Here is an 18,444-nt window from a genome sequence, read left to right as displayed (position 1 = left end):
TCAGGCGATGGCGAATTCGCGCACCAGCAGGTCCGCGAACGCCGCCGCGGCCGGCGACAGCGATCGGCCCTGCCGCGTCACGACCGCGATGTTGCGCGCCACCGTCGGACGCATGAGCCGCCGCGCGACCAGCCGCGTGTGGTCGGCATGCGCGAGGATCGATGCCGGCAGCAGCGCCGGGCCGAGCCCGCTGGCCGCCATCGCGAGCGCCGTGGTCAAGAGCGTCACCTCGTAGGCGATGTCCAGCCGCACGCCGGCGGTTGCGGCGGCGATGTCGATGCTGCTGCGCACGCCGTACCCCGGCTTGACCGTGATCAGCGGATGACCCGCGAGCTGCCGCCAGGTGATGCGGTCGGTGCCGGGCAGGCGCAGCTCGCGGTCGGCAATCACCGCGAGGTGGTCGTGCACGAACACGCGCTGGTCCAGCCCCGGCGTGCGCGCCTGCAGCGTGCCCACGCCGAAGTCGACCTGCTCGCCGAGGACCTTCTCCACGAACTGCCCGGGCGCGCAGTCTTCGATGGCGACCTTCACGTCGGGATGCAGGTCGAGGTAGCGGCGCAGGGCCTTCGGCATCAGCGTCTGCGCGATGGTGGACGTGGCCGCGATTCGCACGCGCCCGCGCCGGCCCGCCGCCAGCTCGGCCATGCCGGTGCCCAGCGCATCGAGTTCGGCCAGCACGCGCTCGGCATAGGCGATGGCCTCGTTCGCGGCCTCGGTGCGTTGCAGCGAACGCGTGGTGCGGTCGAACAGGCGCACGCCGAGCCGCGCTTCGAGCTCGCGCAGCAGCACGCTGACGGCCGGCTGCGTCAGCGACAACGCAGCCGCCGCGCTCGACAGCTGGCCGCTGTGGTACACGGCCGCGAACGCACGCAGCTGCCTCACAGAAGGCACGCCGCGCATTGATAGTGGTTTTTTATGAATGGCCATGAAAGTTTCACTTTTTCCGCGAGCCGGTTCGGCACTGTAATGGCGCCTCACAAGAATCTGGAGACAAGCAACCCATGACCGAGCAACTGCAAGCCCAGGTGCTGATCGTCGGCGCCGGCCCCGTGGGGCTGACGCTGGCCATCGACCTGGCGCAACGCGGCATCGACGTACTGATGACCGAGATCCGCCACCGCGGCGAGCCACCCAACGTGAAGTGCAACCACGTGGCGGCGCGCTCGATGGAGGTGTTCCGCCGCTTGGGCGTGGCGCAGGCGCTGCGCGATGCGGGCCTGCCGGCCGACTACCCGAACGACGTGGCCTACCGCACGGCCGTGACGGGCATGGAGCTGTCGCGCATTCCGATCCCCGCGCGCCGCGAGCGCTACACCGCCACCGGCGGCCCCGACACCTGGTGGCCCACGGCGGAGCCGCCGCACCGCATCAACCAGATCTTTCTCGAGCCGGTGCTGTTCGCGCATGCCGAGGGCACGCCCGGCCTGCGCATCCGCAACCGCACGCGCATCGACGACTTCGAGCAGGACGACGAGGGCGTGTGGGCCACGGGCGTGGACCTGGACGACGGCCGCACGGTGCGCATCCGCTGCCAGTACCTCGTCGGTTGCGACGGCAGCCGCTCGACGGTGCGCAAGAAGATCGGCGCCAGCCTGCACGGCACCGACGTGGTGGGCCGCGTGCAGTCGACGTACTTTCGTGCGCCCGCGCTGCTGGGCCTGCTGAAGCACCCGCCGGCCTGGGCCACCTTCGCGCTGAACCCGCGCCGCTGCGGCAACGTGTACGCCATCGACGGGCGCGAGACCTGGCTGCTGCACAACTACCTGCTGCCCGAGGAGACCGACTTCGATTCGATCGACCGCGACTGGGCGATCCGCCAGATCCTGGGCGTGGGCGAGGACTTCGAGTACGAGGTGATCTCCAACGAAGACTGGGTCGGGCGCCGGCTCGTGGCCGACCGCTTCCGCGACCGCCGCGTGTTCATCTGCGGCGACGCCGCGCACCTGTGGATTCCGATGGCGGGCTACGGCATGAACGCCGGCATCGCCGATGCGATGAACCTCTCGTGGCTGCTCGCGGGCCGGCTGCACGGCTGGCTGGCCGAAGGCGCGCTCGCGGCGCACGAGGCCGAGCGCCAGCCGATCACCGAGCAGGTGTCGCGGTTCGCGATGAACCACGCGCTCGCGCTCCAGCGCCAGCGCGAAGGCGTGCCCGAGAACATCGAGGCGCCCGGGCCCGAGGGCGACGCGCTGCGCGCCGCGCGCGGCCAGGCGCTGTACGACCTGAACGTGCAGCAGTACTGCTGCGGCGGTCTCAACTTCGGCTACTTCTACGAGGGCTCGCCGCTCATCGCCTACGACGGCGAGGCCGCGCCCGCCTACACGATGTACGAGTTCACGCCCTCGACCGTGCCGGGCTGCCGCACGCCGCACCTGTGGCTGGACGACGGCCGCTCGCTGTACGACGCGATGGCGATGCCCGGCGAGGGCTACACGCTGCTGCGCTTCGACCCCGCGATCGATGTCGCGCCGCTCGAAGCCGCCGCCGCGGCGCGCGGCCTGCCGCTGCGCACGCTCGACATCCGCGCCTCGGCCGCCACCGCCGTGTACGACCGGCCGCTCGTCCTCTCGCGCCCCGACCAGCACGTGGCCTGGCGCGGACATGCCGTGCCGGTCGACGCGCTCGCGCTGGTCGACCTGCTGCGCGGCGCCGCCGTGGTGGCCGCACCGACATCCGAAAAAGAAAGAGAGACAAGCCAATGAACCGTCGCCATGCCTTGCGCCATCTGGGCGCGCTGTCCGCCGCCGCCTGCGCCGCCGGTCCCGCCCTCGTGCGCGCACAAGGCGAGAAGCCCATCACCATCGTCGTGCCCTACGCGCCCGGCGGCACGACCGACATGCTCGGGCGGCTGATCGCGCAGCAGCTGGGCTCCGCGCTGGGCCGCACCGTGATCGTCGACAACCGGCCCGGCGCCGGCACCGCCATCGGCGCCTCGCAGGTGGCGCGCGCCGCGCCCGACGGCACGACGCTGCTGGTCGCGACCAGCACCACGCTCGCCATCAATCCGTGGCTCTACAAGAAGCTCTCGTACGACCCCGCGAAAGACTTCGCGCCGGTCGGCCTCATCGGCGCGGTGCCGCTGATGGTGGTGGTGCACCCGTCGGTGCCGGCGAACACGCTGGCCGAGTTGGTGGCGCTCGCCAAGTCGCGGCCCGACGCGCTGAGCTACGGCTCCGCCGGCAACGGCAGCCCGCAGCACCTGGGCGCGGAGATGTTCAAGGTCGCGACCGCCGCGAACATGGTGCACGTGCCCTACAAGGGCAGCGCGCTCGCGCTGACCGACCTGCTCGGCGGCCAGCTGCAGCTCATGTTCACCGACATCGCGCCGGCCCTGCAGCACGTGCGCAGCGGCAAGCTGCGCGCGCTGGCCGTGACCTCGCGCAAGCGCCAGCCGACCTTCCCCGCCGTGCCGACCGTGGCCGAGTCGGGCGTGGCGGGCACCGCCGATTTCGAGGCGGTGGCGTGGCAGAGCGTGGTCGCGCCCGCGGGCACGCCCAAGGCCTTCATCGACCGCTGCAGCCAGGAGATCGCCCGCCTCGTCGCGCAACCCGCGCTGCGCCAGAAGCTCGAGAGCGAGGGCTTCGAGCCGGCCGCGCCGGGGGCGCACGGTGCGGGCGCGCCGGAGCAATTGGCCGCCTACATCCGCAGCGAAACCGAACGCTGGGGGCGCGTGATCCGCGCCTCCGGCACCACGATCGACTGAGCACCCGACGACCCGCAAGGGTTATCCCGCAGGCGTGTTTTCTCGGCATTCATTTAACATGTTAAATAATTCTGAGAGGCACAGCTTTTGAGCACCACCTTCACGCACCGCAATTTGCCGCGCCTGCTGCTGCAGGCCCGCGAAGCCGTGATGGCCCACACGCGGCCCAGCCTGCGCGAGCACGCGCTGTCCGACCAGCAATGGCGCGTGCTGCGCGTGCTCGGCGAGCACGGCGCGGTCGACACCGGCCGCGTCGCGCGCGAGGCTTTCATCCTCGGCCCCAGCCTCACGGGCGTGCTGGCGCGCATGGAGCGCGACAACCTCATCACCCGCGCCCGCGACCCGGCCGACCAGCGCCGCACCGTGGTCGAGGCCACGCCGCACGGCATGAAGCTCGTGAAGCGCCTGGGCACCAGCATCGAGGCGCACTACGACTGGATGGAGCAGTCGCTGGGCAAGGCCAAGCTGACGCAGCTCTACGGCCTGCTGGACGAACTGATCGCGCTGGAGCAACCCGAACCATGACCACCTCCTCCTTTCTCCCCACCGGCACCGTGTACGGCACGCTGCTGAACTTCCGCGCCGAGGCCGCGGCACTCGCGCCGCAGATGACCGAGGCGCCCTACAAGGCACCGCCGAAGGCGCCCGTGCTCTACGTGAAGACGGCCAACACCTGGAGCCCGCACGGCAGCACTGTCACCGTGCCCGCCGCGGTGTCCGACGTGGAAGTCGGCGCCAGCATCGGCATGGTGATCGGCGCCGAGGGCGACATCGAAGGCTTCGTGCTGCTGAACGACCTGTCGATCCCGCATGCGAGCTTCTTCCGCCCACCGGTGAAGTTCAAGTGCGTCGACGGCTTCCTGGGCATCGGCCCGGCGCTGCGCGACGCGCAGGAGGTGGCCGACCCGGCGCAGTTCCGCGTCGAGGTGCGCATCAACGGCGAGCTGAAGCAGTCGATCGACTTCTCGCAGCTCGTGCGCCCCGCGCCGCAGCTGCTGGCCGACGTGGGCGAGTTCATGACGCTGGCGCACGGCGACGTGCTGATGCTCGGCTGCGACCTGGGCCGTCCGCTGGCCCGCGCGGGCGACCGCATCGACATCTCCGCGCCGGGGTTCGAGACCCTGAGCAACACGCTGGTGAAGGAAGCAACGGCATGAAGCACGCACGCGTCATCTTCGAAGGCCGCGAGCACACCGGCACCGCGCACGAATTCAACGGCCAGGCCGACGCGGCCGTGCGGCTGGCCGACGGCCGCGTCGTGCCGCAGGAGCAGCTCGTGTGGCTGCCGCCGCTCGCGCCCACGGCGCGCCCGCGCACCATCCTCGCGCTCGGCCTCAACTACGCCGACCACGCCAAAGAGCTGGAGTTCAAGGCGCCCGAGGAACCGCTGGTGTTCGTCAAGGGCCTGAGCACGCTCATCGGCCACCGCCAGCTCACGCACCGCCCGACCGACGTGAAGTTCATGCACTACGAGTGCGAACTCGCCATCGTGGTCGGCAAGACCGCGAAGCACGTGAAGCGCGACGACGCCTACGACTTCATCGGCGGCTACACGGTGGCCAACGACTACGCGATCCGCGACTACCTCGAGAACTGGTACCGCCCCAACCTGCGCGTGAAGAACCGCGACACCTGCACGCCGCTGGGCCCGTGGTTCGTCGATGCGGCCGACGTGGCCGACCCGATGGCGCTCGCGCTGCGCACCACGGTGAACGGCACCGTCACGCAGCAGGGCAACACGCGCGACATGATCTTCGACGCGCCCTTCCTCATCGAGTACTTCAGCCGCTTCATGACGCTGTCGCCGGGCGACCTGATCCTCACCGGCACGCCCGACGGCGTGGTCGATTGCCAGCCGGGCGACGTGGTCGTGACCGAGATCGACGGCATCGGCGCGCTGGTCAACACCATCGCCGCGCGCTGATCGACTGCGCCACCCCCTTTTCAAAAAAACGGAGACACACCGCCATGACGACCGCCAGAACCCGGACCTTCCGCCTTGCTGCCGCCTTCGTGGCGGCCAGCGCCGCCACGCTGCTGCTCGCACCGGCCGCGACCGCACAGACCGCCTCGGCCTACCCGACCAAGCCCGTGCGCTGGGTCGTGGGCTACCCGGCCGGCGGCGGCACCGACTACCTCGCGCGCACGGCCGGCGCGCAGCTCTCGCAGCAGCTCGCACAGCCCGTCACGGTCGACAACCGCCCCGGCGCGGGCGCGATCATCGCGTCGGAAAACGTGGCGCGTTCGCCGGGCGACGGCTACACCGTGTTCTCGGCCGACAACGGCGTGCTGGTCTACAACCCCGCGCTCTACAAGAAGCTGCCCTACGACGCCGAGAAAGACTTCGCGCTGCTCGGCATGATGGGCCGCTCGCCGCTGATCATCACGGCCGCGCCGGGCGCGGGCTTCAGCGACGCCAAGGCGCTCATCGCCGCGCTCAAGGCCTCGCCGGGCAAGTACAGCATCGCCACGCCGGGCACCGGCAGCCCGCACCACCTGGCCTACGAGCTGTTCCAGCGCGAAGCCGGCGTCTCGCTGCTGCACATTCCCTACAAGGGCGGCGCACCTGCGCTGCAGGACCTCATGGGCAACCAGGTGCCGCTGATGATGCTCGACCTGCCCAGCGGCATCAGCGCCGTGAAGGCCGGCAAGGTAATCCCGCTGCTGGCCATGTCGTCCGAGCGCGTACCGCAACTGCCCCAGCTGCCGACGGCCAAGGAGCTCGGCTACGCCGTCGAGGCCTACACCTGGCAGGGGCTGGTGGCACCGGCCGCCACGCCCAAGGACATCCAGGCGCGCCTGGGCGCCGACCTGCTGAAAAGCATGAACGACACCGGCGTGAAGCAGAAGCTCTACGACGCCGGCTGGGAAGCCCGCCCCACGGACGCCGCCGAGATGGCCCGCTTCGTGGACACCGAACGCAAGAAGTGGCACGCGCTGATCAAGGCGCGCGACATCAAGCTCGACTGACGACACACCGCCGCAAGGCCGCAACACCTTCACGCCCATGCAACAGATCCATCACCTCATCGACGGCAAGCCAGTCCAAGGCGCCGACTACTTCGAAACCGTCAACCCCGCCACGCAGGACGTGCTGGCCGAAGTCGCCTCGGGCGGCGAGGCCGAAGTGAACGCCGCCGTGGCCGCCGCCAAGGCCGCCTTCCCCAAGTGGGCCGGCCTGCCCGCGCCGGAGCGCGCGAAGCTCATCCGCAAGCTCGGCGACCTCATCGCCAAGCACGTGCCCGAGATCGCGCAGACCGAAACCAACGACTGCGGCCAGGTGATCGCGCAGACCGGCAAGCAGCTCATTCCGCGCGCGGCCGACAACTTCTACTACTTCGCCGAGATGTGCACGCGGGTGGACGGCCACACCTATCCCACGCCCACGCACCTGAACTACACGCTGTTCCATCCGGTGGGCGTGTGCGCGCTCATCAGCCCGTGGAACGTGCCCTTCATGACCGCCACCTGGAAGGTCGCGCCCTGCCTGGCCTTCGGCAACACCGCCGTGCTGAAGATGAGCGAGCTGTCGCCGCTCACGGCCGCGCGCCTGGGCGAGCTGGCGCTCGAAGCCGGCATTCCCGCCGGCGTGCTGAACCTCGTGCACGGCTACGGCAAGGAGGCCGGCGAGCCGCTGGTGGCGCACCCCGACGTGCGCGCCATTTCGTTCACCGGCTCCACCGCCACCGGCAACCGCATCGTGAAGAGCGCGGGCCTGAAGAAGTTCAGCATGGAACTGGGCGGCAAGAGCCCCTTCGTGATCTTCGAAGACGCCGACCTCGACCGCGCACTCGACGCGGCCGTGTTCATGATCTTCAGCAACAACGGCGAGCGCTGCACGGCCGGCTCGCGCATCCTGGTGCAGCAGTCGATCTACGCCGACTTCGCCGCGAAGTTCGCGGAGCGCGCGAAGCGCATCACGGTGGGCGACCCGCTCGACGAGAAGACCATCGTCGGCCCGATGATTTCGCAAGCCCACCTGGCCAAGGTGCGCAGCTACATCGAGCTCGGCCCGAAGGAAGGCGCGACGCTGCTGTGCGGCGGCCTCGAGGCGCCCGCCAACCTGCCCGACCGCGTGAAGAAGGGCAACTACGTGATGCCCACCGTGTTCGCCGACGTCGACAACCGCATGAAGATCGCGCAGGACGAGATCTTCGGCCCGGTCGCCTGCCTGATCCCGTTCAAGGACGAGGCGCACGCCATCGAGCTGGCCAACGACATCGCCTACGGCCTGAGCAGCTACGTCTGGACCGAGAACATCGGCAAGGCGCACCGCGTGGCCGCCGCCGTGGAAGCCGGCATGTGCTTCGTCAACAGCCAGAACGTGCGTGACCTGCGCCAGCCCTTCGGCGGCACCAAGGCCTCGGGCACGGGCCGCGAAGGCGGCACCTGGAGCTACGAAGTGTTCTGCGAGCCGAAGAACATCGCGGTGTCGATGGGCTCGCACCACATCCCCCACTGGGGCGTGGCATGACGCTGCAACGCCGCGCGCTCCTGCAGGGTGCGGCCGCACTCGCGGCCCTGCCCGCACTGGCACGCGCGCAAACGGCGTGGCCCGCCAAGCCGGTGCGCATCGTCGTGCCCTTCACGCCCGGCGGCACCACCGACTTCGTCGCGCGCCTCGTCGGCCTCGAACTCGGCAAGGCGCTGGGCCAGCCGGTGATCGTCGAGAACAAACCCGGCGCCGGCACGGTGATCGGCGTCGACGCGGTCGCCAAGTCAGCGCCCGACGGCTACAGCTTCGTGTGCGTGGCCAACAGCTTCACGGCCAACCAGACGCTCGTGCGCAAGCTGCCCTACGACACGCTCAAGGACCTGCGCCCGGTCGCGCTCATGGGCATGTCGGAGCACGTGCTCGCCACGCATCCGGGCAGCGGCCTGAAGACGCTGGCCGACCTGCGCAACCAGGCCAGGGCCAAGCCCGGCACGCTGAGCTTCGCCTCCTTCGGCAACGGCACCTCGGCGCATCTGTCGGGCGAGATGCTCAAGCTGCAGATGGGCCTGGACATCGTGCACGTGCCCTACAAGGGCCAGGGCCCGGCGCTGGCCGACCTGCTCGGCGGCCAGGTGACCGTCATGTTCGGCAACTGGCCCGAGTTCCGCGGCCATGTGCAGGCCGGCAAGCTGGTGGCGCTGGGCATGGCGACCGCGCAGCGCTCGCAGTACGCGCCCGCGATACCCACACTGGCCGAACAGGGCGTGGCCATCGAGTCCAATTCGTGGAACGGCCTGCTGGCCCCGACCGGCACGCCCGACGCCATCGTGCAACGCGTGAACGCCGAAGTGAACCGCGCGCTTGCGTCGCCAGCGGTGACCGAGGCTTTCCACAAGGGCGGCATCGCGTCGCTGTCGGGCACGCCCGAGCGCTTTGCCGAGTTCATCCGCAGCGAGATCGCGAAGTACGGCGACGTGATCCGCAAGGCCAACATCCAGATCGAGGGCTGACCATGAGCCTCTATGCGATGCAGAAATTCCTGTTCGCGCTGAACCGCGACGCCGAGGTGCAGCGCCGCTTCGGTGAAGGCGGCGACACGCGCGCCACGCTGCTGGCGGGCTACGACCTGAACGACGAAGAGCGCGAAGCCATCGGCAGCGGCGACATCGGCAAGCTCTACGTGCTCGGGTGCAACGGCCAGCTGCTGATGCACTTCGCGCCCTTGCTCGGCGTGGCGTGGGCGGACTACTTGGAAGCCATGCGCGAAGGCGTGCGCAAGTACGGCCCGGTGCGCGCCGGCATCTATGCAATGACAACCGGAACCGACGAGAAAGTGGCAGGCGTATGAGTCTCGTATTCGCAGGCGTGTGCAGCCACGCCCCCGGCATCACCGGCCGCGCGCACCTGGCCGACCCGGCGGTGAAGGACGAGTTCCACGCGCAGTTCCATCGCTTCGGCGAGGCGATGCGCGCGACCAAGCCCGACGCGGTGATCGTCATCGCGGCCGAGCACTTCGCGAACTTCTTCATGAACAACATGCCGGCCTATGCGATCGGCATGGCCGACAGCTACGAGGGTCCGATCGAAGACCCGAAGTGGCTGGGCATCGAGAAGCACACCATCCCCGGCGACGCCGCGCTGTCGCAGCGCCTGATCCGCGAGGTGATGCAGACGGTGGACGTGGCCTACGCGGAAGAATGGAAGTTCGACCACGGCATCATGGTGCCGCTGAACTTCCTCACGCCGACCTTCGACACCAAGGTCATTCCCGTGAACATCAACTGCCAGGGCCCGCCGCTCACGCCGCTGCACCGCGCGTGGGCCTTCGGCGAGGCCTTGCGCCGCGCCTGCGACAAGGTGCCCGAGCGCATCGCGCTGGTGGGCACGGGCGGCATCTCGCACTGGCCGGCCACGCCCGACTCGGGCAAGGTCAATGCCGAGTGGGACGCCGAGTTCATGCGCCGCTGGTGCGCCAACGACCGCGAGGCGCTGCTCTCGCAGGCCGACTACGGCGACGAGGCCACCTACCGCGAAGCGGGCCAGGGCGGCTTCGAGATCCGCACCTTCCTGAGCGTGGCCGCGGCCGCGCGCGGCAAGGGCGAGATCTTCCACATGAAGGCCATCCCGATCTTCGCGGTGACCTGCACGGCCGCGACGATGTCGGTGGTTTGAACGGAGCACGACCATGCCGCACCTGGTGATCCTGTACACGCCCAACATCGAGGCCGAGACCGACCTGTCGGCGCTGTGCCGCACGCTGGCCGACAGCATGCTCGAACAGCGCGACGAGGCCGGCAAGCCGATGTTCCCCACGGGCGGCACGCGCGTGCTGGCCTACCCGGCCGCGCACTACGCGGTGGCCGACGGCCGGGCCGACTACGCCTTCGTGTACCTGAACCTGCGCATGGCCTCGGGCCGCTCCGAGGCGGTGAAGAAGAAAGCCGGCGACGAGCTGCTGGCCGCCGTGCGCACGCATTTCGAACCTGTCTTCAAGCAGCGCCACATCGGCATCACCCTGCAGATCGACGAAGCGCCGGGGCAGGTGTACGACGGCAAGCACAGCAACCTGCATCCCCTGTTCAACAAATCATAAAAAAGAAGCGAGCCCCCATGCTCTCCACCGCCACCATCGCCCAACTGGCCGCCGAACTGCACGAGAGCGAGAAGTCGCGCGTGCAGGTCGAGCACTTCTCCAAGCGCTTCCCCGAGATGACCATCGAGGATGGCTACGCCATCTCGCGCGAATGGGTGAAGCACAAGATCGCCGAAGGCCGCATCGTCAAGGGCCACAAGATCGGCCTCACGTCGCGCGCCATGCAGCAGGCCAGTCAGATCACCGAGCCCGACTACGGCACGCTGCTGGACGACATGTTCTTCGAGCAGGGCGGCGACATCCCGTTCACGCGCTTCATCGCGCCGCGCATCGAGGTCGAGCTGGCCTTCGTGCTCGGCAAGAAGCTGCAGGGGCCCAACGTGACCATCTTCGACGTGCTGGCCGCCACCGACTACGTGGTGCCCGCCATCGAGATCATCGACGCGCGCATCGAGCAGTTCGACCGCCACACCAAGGCCATGCGCAAGGTGTTCGACACCATCGCCGACAACGCGGCCAATGCGGGCATCGTGCTCGGCGGCCGGCCGGTGAAGCCCGACGCGGTCGACCTGCGCTGGGTGAGCGCGCTGCTCTACAAGAACGGCGTGATCGAAGAATCGGGCGTGGCCGCGGCCGTGCTCAACCACCCGGCCACCGGCGTGGCCTGGCTCGCGAACAAGCTCGCGCCGTGGGATGAATGTCTCGAAGCCGGCGAGATCGTGCTGGGCGGTTCGTTCACGCGCCCGACCAATGCCGTGCCGGGCGACACCTTCCACGCGGACTACGGCCCGCTCGGCTCCATCGCCTTCCGTTTCGTCTGACGAGTTTTTTCATGCACACCCCACTCAACACCTTCAAGCAGGCCCTGCAGGCCGGCCAACCCCAGATCGGCCTGTGGGTCGGCCTGGGCGACGGCTACGTGGCCGAGCTGCTGGCCGGCACCGGCTACGACTGGCTGCTGGTCGACGGCGAGCACGCGCCCAACGACGTGCGCTCGGTGCTCGCGCAGCTGCAGGGCATTTCCAGCGCGTGGTCGGCGCAACCCGAGGCGCAGCGCTCGCATCCCGTCGTGCGCATTCCGGTCGGCGACACCACGCTGATCAAGCAGTACCTGGACATCGGCGCGCAGACGCTGCTGGTGCCGATGGTCGACACCGCCGAGCAGGCCGCCCAGCTGGTTCAGGGCATGCGCTACCCGCCCGAAGGCATCCGCGGCATGGGCAGTGCGCTGGCGCGCGCCTCGCGCTGGCAGGCCTACCCGAACTACCTGCACGAAGCCAACGCGCAGACCTGCCTGCTGGTGCAGGCCGAGACGGTCGAGGCGATGAAGAACATCGACGCCATCGCGGCCACGCCGGGCGTGGACGGCGTGTTCATCGGCCCGGCCGACCTGTCGGCCTCGATGGGCTTCGTGGGCCAGCCCAACCACCCCGAGGTGCAGGCCGCGATCGCCGACGCCATCGCGCGCATCCGCAAGGCCGGCAAGGCAGCCGGCATCCTGTCGACCACCGAGGAGCAGGCACGCAAGTGGCTCGCGGCCGGCGCGCTGTTCGTGGCCGTGGGCGTCGACACCATCCTGCTCGCGGCCGCCGCCAAGCAACTGCTCGCGAAGTACAAGGCCGCGCCGGGCGCCACCGCGCCCAACGGCTACTGATCCCCTTTCAAGGACATTTCGATGCGACGCACCACCCTCGCGGCTTTCGCCGCTGCAGCCGCCCTGCTCCTGGGCGCCTGCGCCCAGACGGGCCCGGCCTCGACCGCGCAGGCCCGGCAGGAAGCCAACCGCCAGACCGTGCTCGCCTTCTACGAAAAAGGCCTGAACCAGAAGGACGCCGACGCGGCGCTGCAGTACGTGGGCAACCGCTACGTGCAGCACAACCCGACGGCGGCCGACGGGCCCGAGGGCTTTCGCAAGTTCATCGCCTTCCTGCGCGAGAAGTTTCCGAAGTCGCACAGCGAGATCAAGCGCAGCTTCGTCGACGGCGACTACGTGATCCTGCATGTGAACGCGGTGCGCGAGCCGGGCACGCGCGGCAGCGCCATCGTCGACATCTTCAAGCTCGAGAACGGCAAGATCGTCGAGCACTGGGACGTGGTGCAACCTGTGCCCGAGACCGCCGCGAACAAGAACGGCATGTTCTGACGCCCCGCCCTTCCACGAGCCAGCTTCCGCCAGCCGCATGACCACGCCCACCGACCCCACGAAACGCTTCCGCTCCGCGACCATCCGCGAGGGCACGATCCGCGCGACCACGCGCAGCTTCCTGCATGCGCTGGGCCAGGACGACGAGGACATCGCGCGCCCGCACGTCGGCGTGTTCCACACGGGCGGCGAGATGAGCCCGTGCAACCTCAACCTGCGCGAGCAGGCGCAGCACGCCAAGACCGGCATCTACGCCGGCGGCGGCACGCCGCACGAATGCCCGGTGGTGTCGGTGAGCGACGGCCTGACGATGGCGCACTCGGGCATGCGCTTCTCGCTGATCTCGCGCGAGCTCATCGCCGACAGCGTGGAAGCGTCCACGCGTGGCCACCAGTGGGACGGCATCTTCGCCATCGGCGCCTGCGACAAGAACCTGCCGGGCCTGATGATGGGCATGGTCCGCTGCAACGTGCCCAGCGTGTTCGTGCATGGCGGCTCTGCCCTGCCGGGGCAGATGCCCGGTCCCGATGGCCGCGACCTGAACGTGGTCGACACCTACGAGACCATCGGCAAGGTGCTGGCCGGCACCGCCACGCACGACGAGCTCGACGCCATGAGCCGCGCCTGCCTGCCCACGGCCGGCGCCTGCGCGGGGCAGTTCACGGCCAACACCATGGGCATGGTGTCGGAGGCGCTGGGCCTGGCGCCCATCGGTTCGAGCATGGTGCCCGCGGTGTTCAGCGAACGCGCGCCGCTGATGCGCCGCGCCGCGAAGCAGCTGATGAAGGCGGTGATGGGCGACGGCCCGCTGCCGCGCGACATCGTGACGCGCAAGGCGCTCGAAAACGCCTGCGCCGTGGTCTCGGCCACGGGCGGCTCCACCAATGCCGCGCTGCATCTGCCAGCCATTGCGCATGAAGCCGGCATCAAGTTCCACCTGGACGACGTGGCCGAGATCTTCGCGCGCACGCCGCTCATTGCCGACCTGCGTCCGGGCGGCCAGTACCTGGCGCGCGACGTGTACTACATCGGCGGCGCGGGCGTGATCCTGCGCACGCTGCTGGAGCAGGGCTTCCTGCACGGCGATGCCCTCACCTTCACCGGCCGCACGCTGGCCGAGGAAGTGGCCGACGCCGCCGCGCCCGACGGCCGCGTGGTGCGCGCAGCGGGCAACCCGATCACGCGCGACGGCGGGCTGGCGGTGCTCAAGGGCAACCTCTGCCCCGACGGTGCGCTGCTCAAGACGGCGGGCCTGAAGACGCTGGTGCACCGCGGTCCGGCGCGTGTCTTCAACTCGGAAGAAGAAGCGCAGGCGGCCGTGCAGAACCGCCGCTACGAAGCGGGCGACGTGATCGTCATCCGCAACGAGGGCCCCAGGGGCAGCCCCGGCATGCGCGAGATGCTGGGCATCACCGCGCTGCTGTACGGCCAGGGCATGGGCGACAAGGTGGCGCTGCTGACCGACGGGCGTTTTTCGGGCGCCACGCGCGGCCTGTGCATCGGCTACGCGGGGCCCGAGGCGGCCGACGGCGGGCCGATCGCGGTGCTGCGCGACGGCGACATGGTGGCCATCGATGCACGCGCCGCGGCGCGCAGCATTTCGGTCGAACTGAGCGCCGAAGAAATCGCGTCGCGGCTGGCCGGACGTGAGGTAAACGCGGGGGCGGCGCACGGTGGTTTGTTGGAAAAATACGCGCTCACCGTGCGCCCTGCCCACCAGGGCGCCGTGACCCACTCGGGCGCGGTCACCTGGCTGCGCGACGAGTCGTGATCCTGTTCCCTCCTCACCCATCCGAAAAGAGACAGACATGACCTTCACCCGCCGCCACATGCTGCAGTCCACCGGCGCTTCGGCGCTGCTCGCCAGCCTCGGCCAGCAGGCCTTTGCGCAGGCTGCCGCGCTCGAGAACGCCACCATCGTCACCGGCTTCGCGGCCGGTGGCACCTCGGACACCACCTGCCGGCGCATTGCGCTGAAGCTGAGCCCCGACTACGCCAAGACCGCGGTGGTCGAGAACCGCACCGGCGCGGGCGGCCAGATCGCCGTGAGCTACGTGAAGGGCCGCCCGGCCGACGGCACCACCATCCTGCAGACGCCCACGTCGATCCTCACGATCTACCCGCACATCTACAAGAAGCTGCCCTACGACCCGATGGTCGACCTCACGCCCGTGAGCCTGGCCTGCATCTTCGACTTCGGCTTCGCCGTGGGCCCGGCCGTGCCGGCCACCATCAAGACGGTGCCCGAGTTCCTCACCTGGGCCAAGGCCAACCCGGCCGGCGCCAACTACGGCTCGCCGGCCGCGGGCTCCACGCCGCACTTCATCGGTGCGCTGCTGGGCAAGCAGGGCGGCGTCGAGCTCAAGCACGCGGCCTACCGCGGCACGCAGCCGGCCATGCTCGACCTGCTGGGCGGCAACATCTCGGCGGTGTCGGGCCCCATCGGCGACATCACGCAGCACCTGCAGTCGGGCAAGGTGCGCATCCTGGGCGTGTCGGGTGCCAAGCGCAGCCGCTTCGCGCCCGATGTGCCGACATTCGGCGAGCAGGGCATCAAGAACATGGCGCACAGCGAATGGTTCGCCTTCTTCCTGCCGGCCAAGGCCTCGCCCGAGCTGGTGACGAAGCTCAACACGGCGATGAAGAACGCGCTCGCACAGAAGGACGTGATCGACGGCCTCGGCACTTTCGGCCTGGAAGCCATGTCTTCCACGCCGGCCGAGCTGGCCGATCTGCTGAAGAAGGACACCGCCAAGTGGGCGCCGATCGTGAAAGAGGTCGGCTTCACGGCTGAAGGTTGATCACATGAAGGAACTGCCATGAACACACTCGCCACCGCGCCGTCGGCGCTGGTCCATCCCTCGATCCATCCCGACGAGCGCGCCGCGCGCGAGGAGCTCGCGGCCTGCTACCGCGTGTTCGCGATGCTGGGCTGGACCGAGATGATCTACAACCACATCACGGTGCGGCTGCCCGACAGCGTGACCGGTGGCGAGAAGCAGTTCCTCATCAACCCCTTCGGCCTGCACTACAGCGAGGTGACGGCCAGCAACCTGGTGAAGATCGACCTGCAGGGCAAGGTGCTCGACGGCTCGACCTACCCGGTGAACCCGGCCGGCTTCGTGGTGCATGCGGCCATCCACGACGGCCTGCCCGGCGCGCACTGCGTGATGCACACGCACACCACGGCCGGCGTGGCCGTGGCCTGCCTGCAGGGCGGCCTGCAGCAGACCAATTTCTATACCGCCCAGCTGCACGGCATGGTGGCGTACCACGACTTCGAGGGCATCACGATCCATGCCGACGAAGGCCCGCGCCTGCTGAAAAGCATCGGCGATCGCAACGCGGTGATCCTCCGCAACCACGGCCTCTTGGCCTGGGGCCAGACGCTGCCGCAGACCTTCGCGATCCTGTGGACGCTGCAACGCGCCTGCGAGATCCAGATGGCGACCTTCTCGATGGGCGCCGCGATCCCGGTGAGCGAAGAGATCGCGCAGCGCTGCACGCGCGACGCGCTGCAGTTCAGCCCCGCGCACGGCGCCGGGCAGGACGTGTTCAATGCATTGGTGCGGCAGGTGGACCGCATCGACCCGAGCTACCGCAACTGAGGCGCCTGTTCCCATGAAGATTTGCATCTACGGCGCCGGCGCGATCGGCGGATGGATCGGCGTCGGCCTCGCACAGGCAGGCGAGCGCCTCAACGTGGTGGCGCGCGGCGCCACGCTCGACGCGCTGCAACGCGACGGACTCTCTTTGATGCGCGGCGACGTGCGCACGCGCGTGCCGGTGAACGCGGTGGCCGACCCCGAGGCACTGGGCGTTCAAGACCTGGTGGTGATCGCCGTGAAGGCGCCCGCACTGGCCGGCGTGGCCGAGCGCATCGGGCCGCTGATCGGGCCCGACACGATCGTGCTGGTCGCGATGAACGGCGTGCCGTGGTGGTTCCTCGAAGGCGGCTTCGGCGGCGAGATCACGGGGCACCGGCTCGCGGCCGTCGACCCCGAAGGCGCCATCGCCAAGGCCATTCCGTCGCGCAACGTGATCGGCTGCGTGGTGCACGCGAGCTGCTCGCTCGACGGGCCGGGCGTGGTGCGGCACCACTTCGGCAACGGGCTGATCGTGGGCGAGCCTTCGGGCCAGGCCACGCCGCGCGTGCAGAAGCTGGTCGAACTGCTCAAGAGCACAGGCATCGACACCACGCTGTCGCCGCAGATCCAGAAGGACGTGTGGTTCAAGCTGTGGGGCAACATGACGGTGAACCCGATCAGCGCGCTCACCGGCGCCACCACCGACCTGATCATGGGCGACGACTACGTGCGCGGCTTCATCTCGGCCGTGATGCTCGAAGCCAAGGAGATCGGCCGGCGCATCGGCATCGAGATCACGCAGAGCCCCGAGGACCGGCACGCGGTGACGATGAAGCTCGGCGCGTTCAAGACCTCGATGCTGCAGGACGTGGAAGCGGGCCGCTCGGTCGAGCTCGACGCGCTCGTCACCGTGGTGCGCGAGCTGGGCGAGCTGACGGGCGTGGCCACGCCGTTCACGGATGCGCTGCTGGGGTTGGCGCGGCTGCGCACGCGGCAGCTCGGGTTGTACTGAGCGGCCTGCCGCTGACTACCAGCGGTTTTCGGGTGCAGCGCCGATGGCCTCGACGCAACGGGCCACGATCTTCGTGCGCTCCTCGCGCAGCCGCTGCCAGCCGTCGGCCTGCCACTGGGTCCAGGCCAGCGGCTCCGATTCGTAGCTGCAGCCGATCGGCGGACGCATGAAACCCGCGCGCCCCAGCGAGGCGCCGTACTTGAGCCGGAACAGTTCGTCCGAGCCCATCAGGTTTTCGTAGACGAGGTGCCACGACCCCGGGACCAGCGGCGAGTCGGCCTCTTTCGGCGTCTGGCGCGCGGCCTCGATCTCTTCGGGCGTGGAGCCGTCGGTCAGCGCGGTGGCGAGCGCGGTCTCGGTGCGGCGGCGGTAGATGTCGGTGGCGATCTTGCTCAGGGCCTCCTGCAGGTCGCTCATCGCCGGGTTGACGCTCACCGGGTCGTCGCGCAACGCTTCGAGCGTGGTGCCGCCAAGGCCGTCCTTCGAGAAACCCTGCACGGCCGCGCCGGTGCCGAGCACGGCGAACGCGACGTTCAGCGCGACCTGGCCGGCCACGCGGCCCACCGTGTCTTCGCGCCGCACCACGCGCAGGTGATCGGCGCCGCTCTGCTGGGGCATGCGCAGGTAGCGCACGCGGGTTTGGGATGGGGGTGCGGCTGGGGTGGCTTCGGCGGGTGCCGAGGCTGCGGCCATGGGCGGTGCGGCCGCTTCGGTCTGGGCTTGCGCCGAAAAGCCGGCGATGGCCAGTGCCAGGCCGAGAGCATGCCGTGCGGTACGCGACGGCGTTCGTTTCTTCGTCGAATGGGTCATTGAACTGTTTTCCTCCGGCGCGGATTGTCTCCGGCGGCGTGCTCAGTTCATGCGGGGAGGTTCGGGGCGCGTGCACAGGCCACCGGGTACTTCCCTCCGCGAATGTCCCCCGGCCTGCGGCCTCCTCCTTAATTTCGCTGCGGGAAGCACCCAGTGTCCTG

Annotated in this window: 20 protein-coding genes; 18 read left to right on the top strand and 2 right to left on the bottom strand. The window is 69.5% G+C overall.

Features of this window, described 5'->3' with window-relative positions; all coding sequences use genetic code 11:
* Complete coding sequence (locus tag AC07XP_RS27575) at window positions 1–900, bottom strand: LysR family transcriptional regulator (protein WP_495266473.1); 900 nt, start codon at window positions 898–900, stop codon at window positions 1–3.
* 101 nt (window positions 901–1,001) lie between these two features.
* On the opposite strand from AC07XP_RS27575, the gene AC07XP_RS27570 reads away from it, so the two are divergent.
* The 18 genes from AC07XP_RS27570 (at window position 1,002) to AC07XP_RS27485 (ending at window position 17,473) form a co-directional block, all read left to right on the top strand.
* The gene (locus AC07XP_RS27570) at window positions 1,002–2,702 is read left to right on the top strand and encodes an FAD-dependent oxidoreductase (RefSeq protein ID WP_495266463.1); all 1,701 of its coding nucleotides are present in this window, start codon (window positions 1,002–1,004) and stop codon (window positions 2,700–2,702) included.
* Window positions 2,699–3,703 (top strand): tripartite tricarboxylate transporter substrate binding protein, encoded by a 1,005-nt coding sequence (locus tag AC07XP_RS27565; RefSeq protein ID WP_495266462.1) that lies wholly within the window; start codon window positions 2,699–2,701, stop codon window positions 3,701–3,703. Before AC07XP_RS27570 ends, AC07XP_RS27565 begins: the two co-directional genes overlap by 4 nt.
* A gap of 87 nt (window positions 3,704–3,790) precedes the next feature.
* Window positions 3,791–4,228 (top strand): homoprotocatechuate degradation operon regulator HpaR, encoded by a 438-nt coding sequence (gene hpaR / locus AC07XP_RS27560; RefSeq protein ID WP_056583837.1) that lies wholly within the window; start codon window positions 3,791–3,793, stop codon window positions 4,226–4,228.
* Window positions 4,225–4,860: a fumarylacetoacetate hydrolase family protein gene (locus tag AC07XP_RS27555; RefSeq protein WP_159273493.1), complete on the top strand. Its 636-nt coding sequence runs from the start codon at window positions 4,225–4,227 to the stop codon at window positions 4,858–4,860. Before hpaR ends, AC07XP_RS27555 begins: the two co-directional genes overlap by 4 nt.
* Window positions 4,857–5,627 (top strand): fumarylacetoacetate hydrolase family protein, encoded by a 771-nt coding sequence (locus AC07XP_RS27550; protein WP_495266461.1) that lies wholly within the window; start codon window positions 4,857–4,859, stop codon window positions 5,625–5,627. The genes AC07XP_RS27555 and AC07XP_RS27550 overlap by 4 nt, the downstream gene beginning before the upstream one ends.
* Window positions 5,628–5,671: 44 nt before the next feature.
* The gene (locus AC07XP_RS27545) at window positions 5,672–6,673 is read left to right on the top strand and encodes a Bug family tripartite tricarboxylate transporter substrate binding protein (protein WP_070063509.1); all 1,002 of its coding nucleotides are present in this window, start codon (window positions 5,672–5,674) and stop codon (window positions 6,671–6,673) included.
* Window positions 6,674–6,710: 37 nt separating this feature from the next.
* A complete protein-coding gene (gene hpaE / locus AC07XP_RS27540; protein ID WP_495266460.1) occupies window positions 6,711–8,177 on the top strand; it encodes a 5-carboxymethyl-2-hydroxymuconate semialdehyde dehydrogenase in 1,467 nt (488 codons plus the stop codon).
* Window positions 8,174–9,148, top strand: a complete 975-nt coding sequence (locus tag AC07XP_RS27535; RefSeq protein ID WP_495266459.1) for a tripartite tricarboxylate transporter substrate binding protein — start codon at window positions 8,174–8,176, stop codon at window positions 9,146–9,148. Before hpaE ends, AC07XP_RS27535 begins: the two co-directional genes overlap by 4 nt.
* 2 nt (window positions 9,149–9,150) lie before the next feature.
* On the top strand, window positions 9,151–9,486 hold the full coding sequence (locus AC07XP_RS27530) for an aromatic ring-opening dioxygenase subunit LigA (protein ID WP_095949812.1): 336 nt from the start codon (window positions 9,151–9,153) through the stop codon (window positions 9,484–9,486).
* Window positions 9,483–10,310: a DODA-type extradiol aromatic ring-opening family dioxygenase gene (locus AC07XP_RS27525; RefSeq protein ID WP_495266458.1), complete on the top strand. Its 828-nt coding sequence runs from the start codon at window positions 9,483–9,485 to the stop codon at window positions 10,308–10,310. The genes AC07XP_RS27530 and AC07XP_RS27525 overlap by 4 nt, the downstream gene beginning before the upstream one ends.
* Window positions 10,311–10,323: 13 nt before the next feature.
* Window positions 10,324–10,731 (top strand): 5-carboxymethyl-2-hydroxymuconate Delta-isomerase, encoded by a 408-nt coding sequence (locus AC07XP_RS27520; RefSeq protein WP_495266457.1) that lies wholly within the window; start codon window positions 10,324–10,326, stop codon window positions 10,729–10,731.
* Window positions 10,732–10,748: 17 nt separating this feature from the next.
* Entirely contained in the window at window positions 10,749–11,552 is an 804-nt protein-coding gene (hpaH, locus tag AC07XP_RS27515) for a 2-oxo-hept-4-ene-1,7-dioate hydratase (protein WP_062476860.1), read from the top strand.
* An 11-nt stretch (window positions 11,553–11,563) separates the two neighbouring features.
* The gene (gene hpaI, locus AC07XP_RS27510; RefSeq protein WP_095743199.1) at window positions 11,564–12,385 is read left to right on the top strand and encodes a 4-hydroxy-2-oxoheptanedioate aldolase; all 822 of its coding nucleotides are present in this window, start codon (window positions 11,564–11,566) and stop codon (window positions 12,383–12,385) included.
* Between the two features lie 21 nt (window positions 12,386–12,406).
* Window positions 12,407–12,874 carry a nuclear transport factor 2 family protein gene (locus AC07XP_RS27505; protein WP_307589519.1) on the top strand — a complete coding sequence of 156 codons (468 nt, stop codon included), beginning with the start codon at window positions 12,407–12,409 and terminating at the stop codon, window positions 12,872–12,874.
* Window positions 12,875–12,911: 37 nt separating this feature from the next.
* Window positions 12,912–14,645: a dihydroxy-acid dehydratase gene (gene ilvD / locus AC07XP_RS27500; RefSeq protein ID WP_495266456.1), complete on the top strand. Its 1,734-nt coding sequence runs from the start codon at window positions 12,912–12,914 to the stop codon at window positions 14,643–14,645.
* 37 nt (window positions 14,646–14,682) lie between these two features.
* A complete protein-coding gene (locus tag AC07XP_RS27495) occupies window positions 14,683–15,675 on the top strand; it encodes a Bug family tripartite tricarboxylate transporter substrate binding protein (protein ID WP_390347331.1) in 993 nt (330 codons plus the stop codon).
* A gap of 18 nt (window positions 15,676–15,693) precedes the next feature.
* Window positions 15,694–16,482 (top strand): class II aldolase/adducin family protein, encoded by a 789-nt coding sequence (locus AC07XP_RS27490; RefSeq protein WP_070063516.1) that lies wholly within the window; start codon window positions 15,694–15,696, stop codon window positions 16,480–16,482.
* A 13-nt stretch (window positions 16,483–16,495) separates the two neighbouring features.
* Window positions 16,496–17,473, top strand: a complete 978-nt coding sequence (locus AC07XP_RS27485; RefSeq protein ID WP_495266455.1) for a 2-dehydropantoate 2-reductase — start codon at window positions 16,496–16,498, stop codon at window positions 17,471–17,473.
* A gap of 15 nt (window positions 17,474–17,488) precedes the next feature.
* Here the strand turns inward: AC07XP_RS27485 and AC07XP_RS27480 are convergent, their stop codons facing one another.
* On the bottom strand, window positions 17,489–18,283 hold the full coding sequence (locus AC07XP_RS27480) for a hypothetical protein (RefSeq protein ID WP_495266454.1): 795 nt from the start codon (window positions 18,281–18,283) through the stop codon (window positions 17,489–17,491).
* Window positions 18,284–18,444: the final 161 nt, after the last annotated feature.

This window comes from Variovorax sp. GW531-E2 (assembly GCF_059423125.1).
Note: the sequence above shows the minus strand (reverse complement) of the source record. Positions and strands in the feature narration are given on the sequence as shown.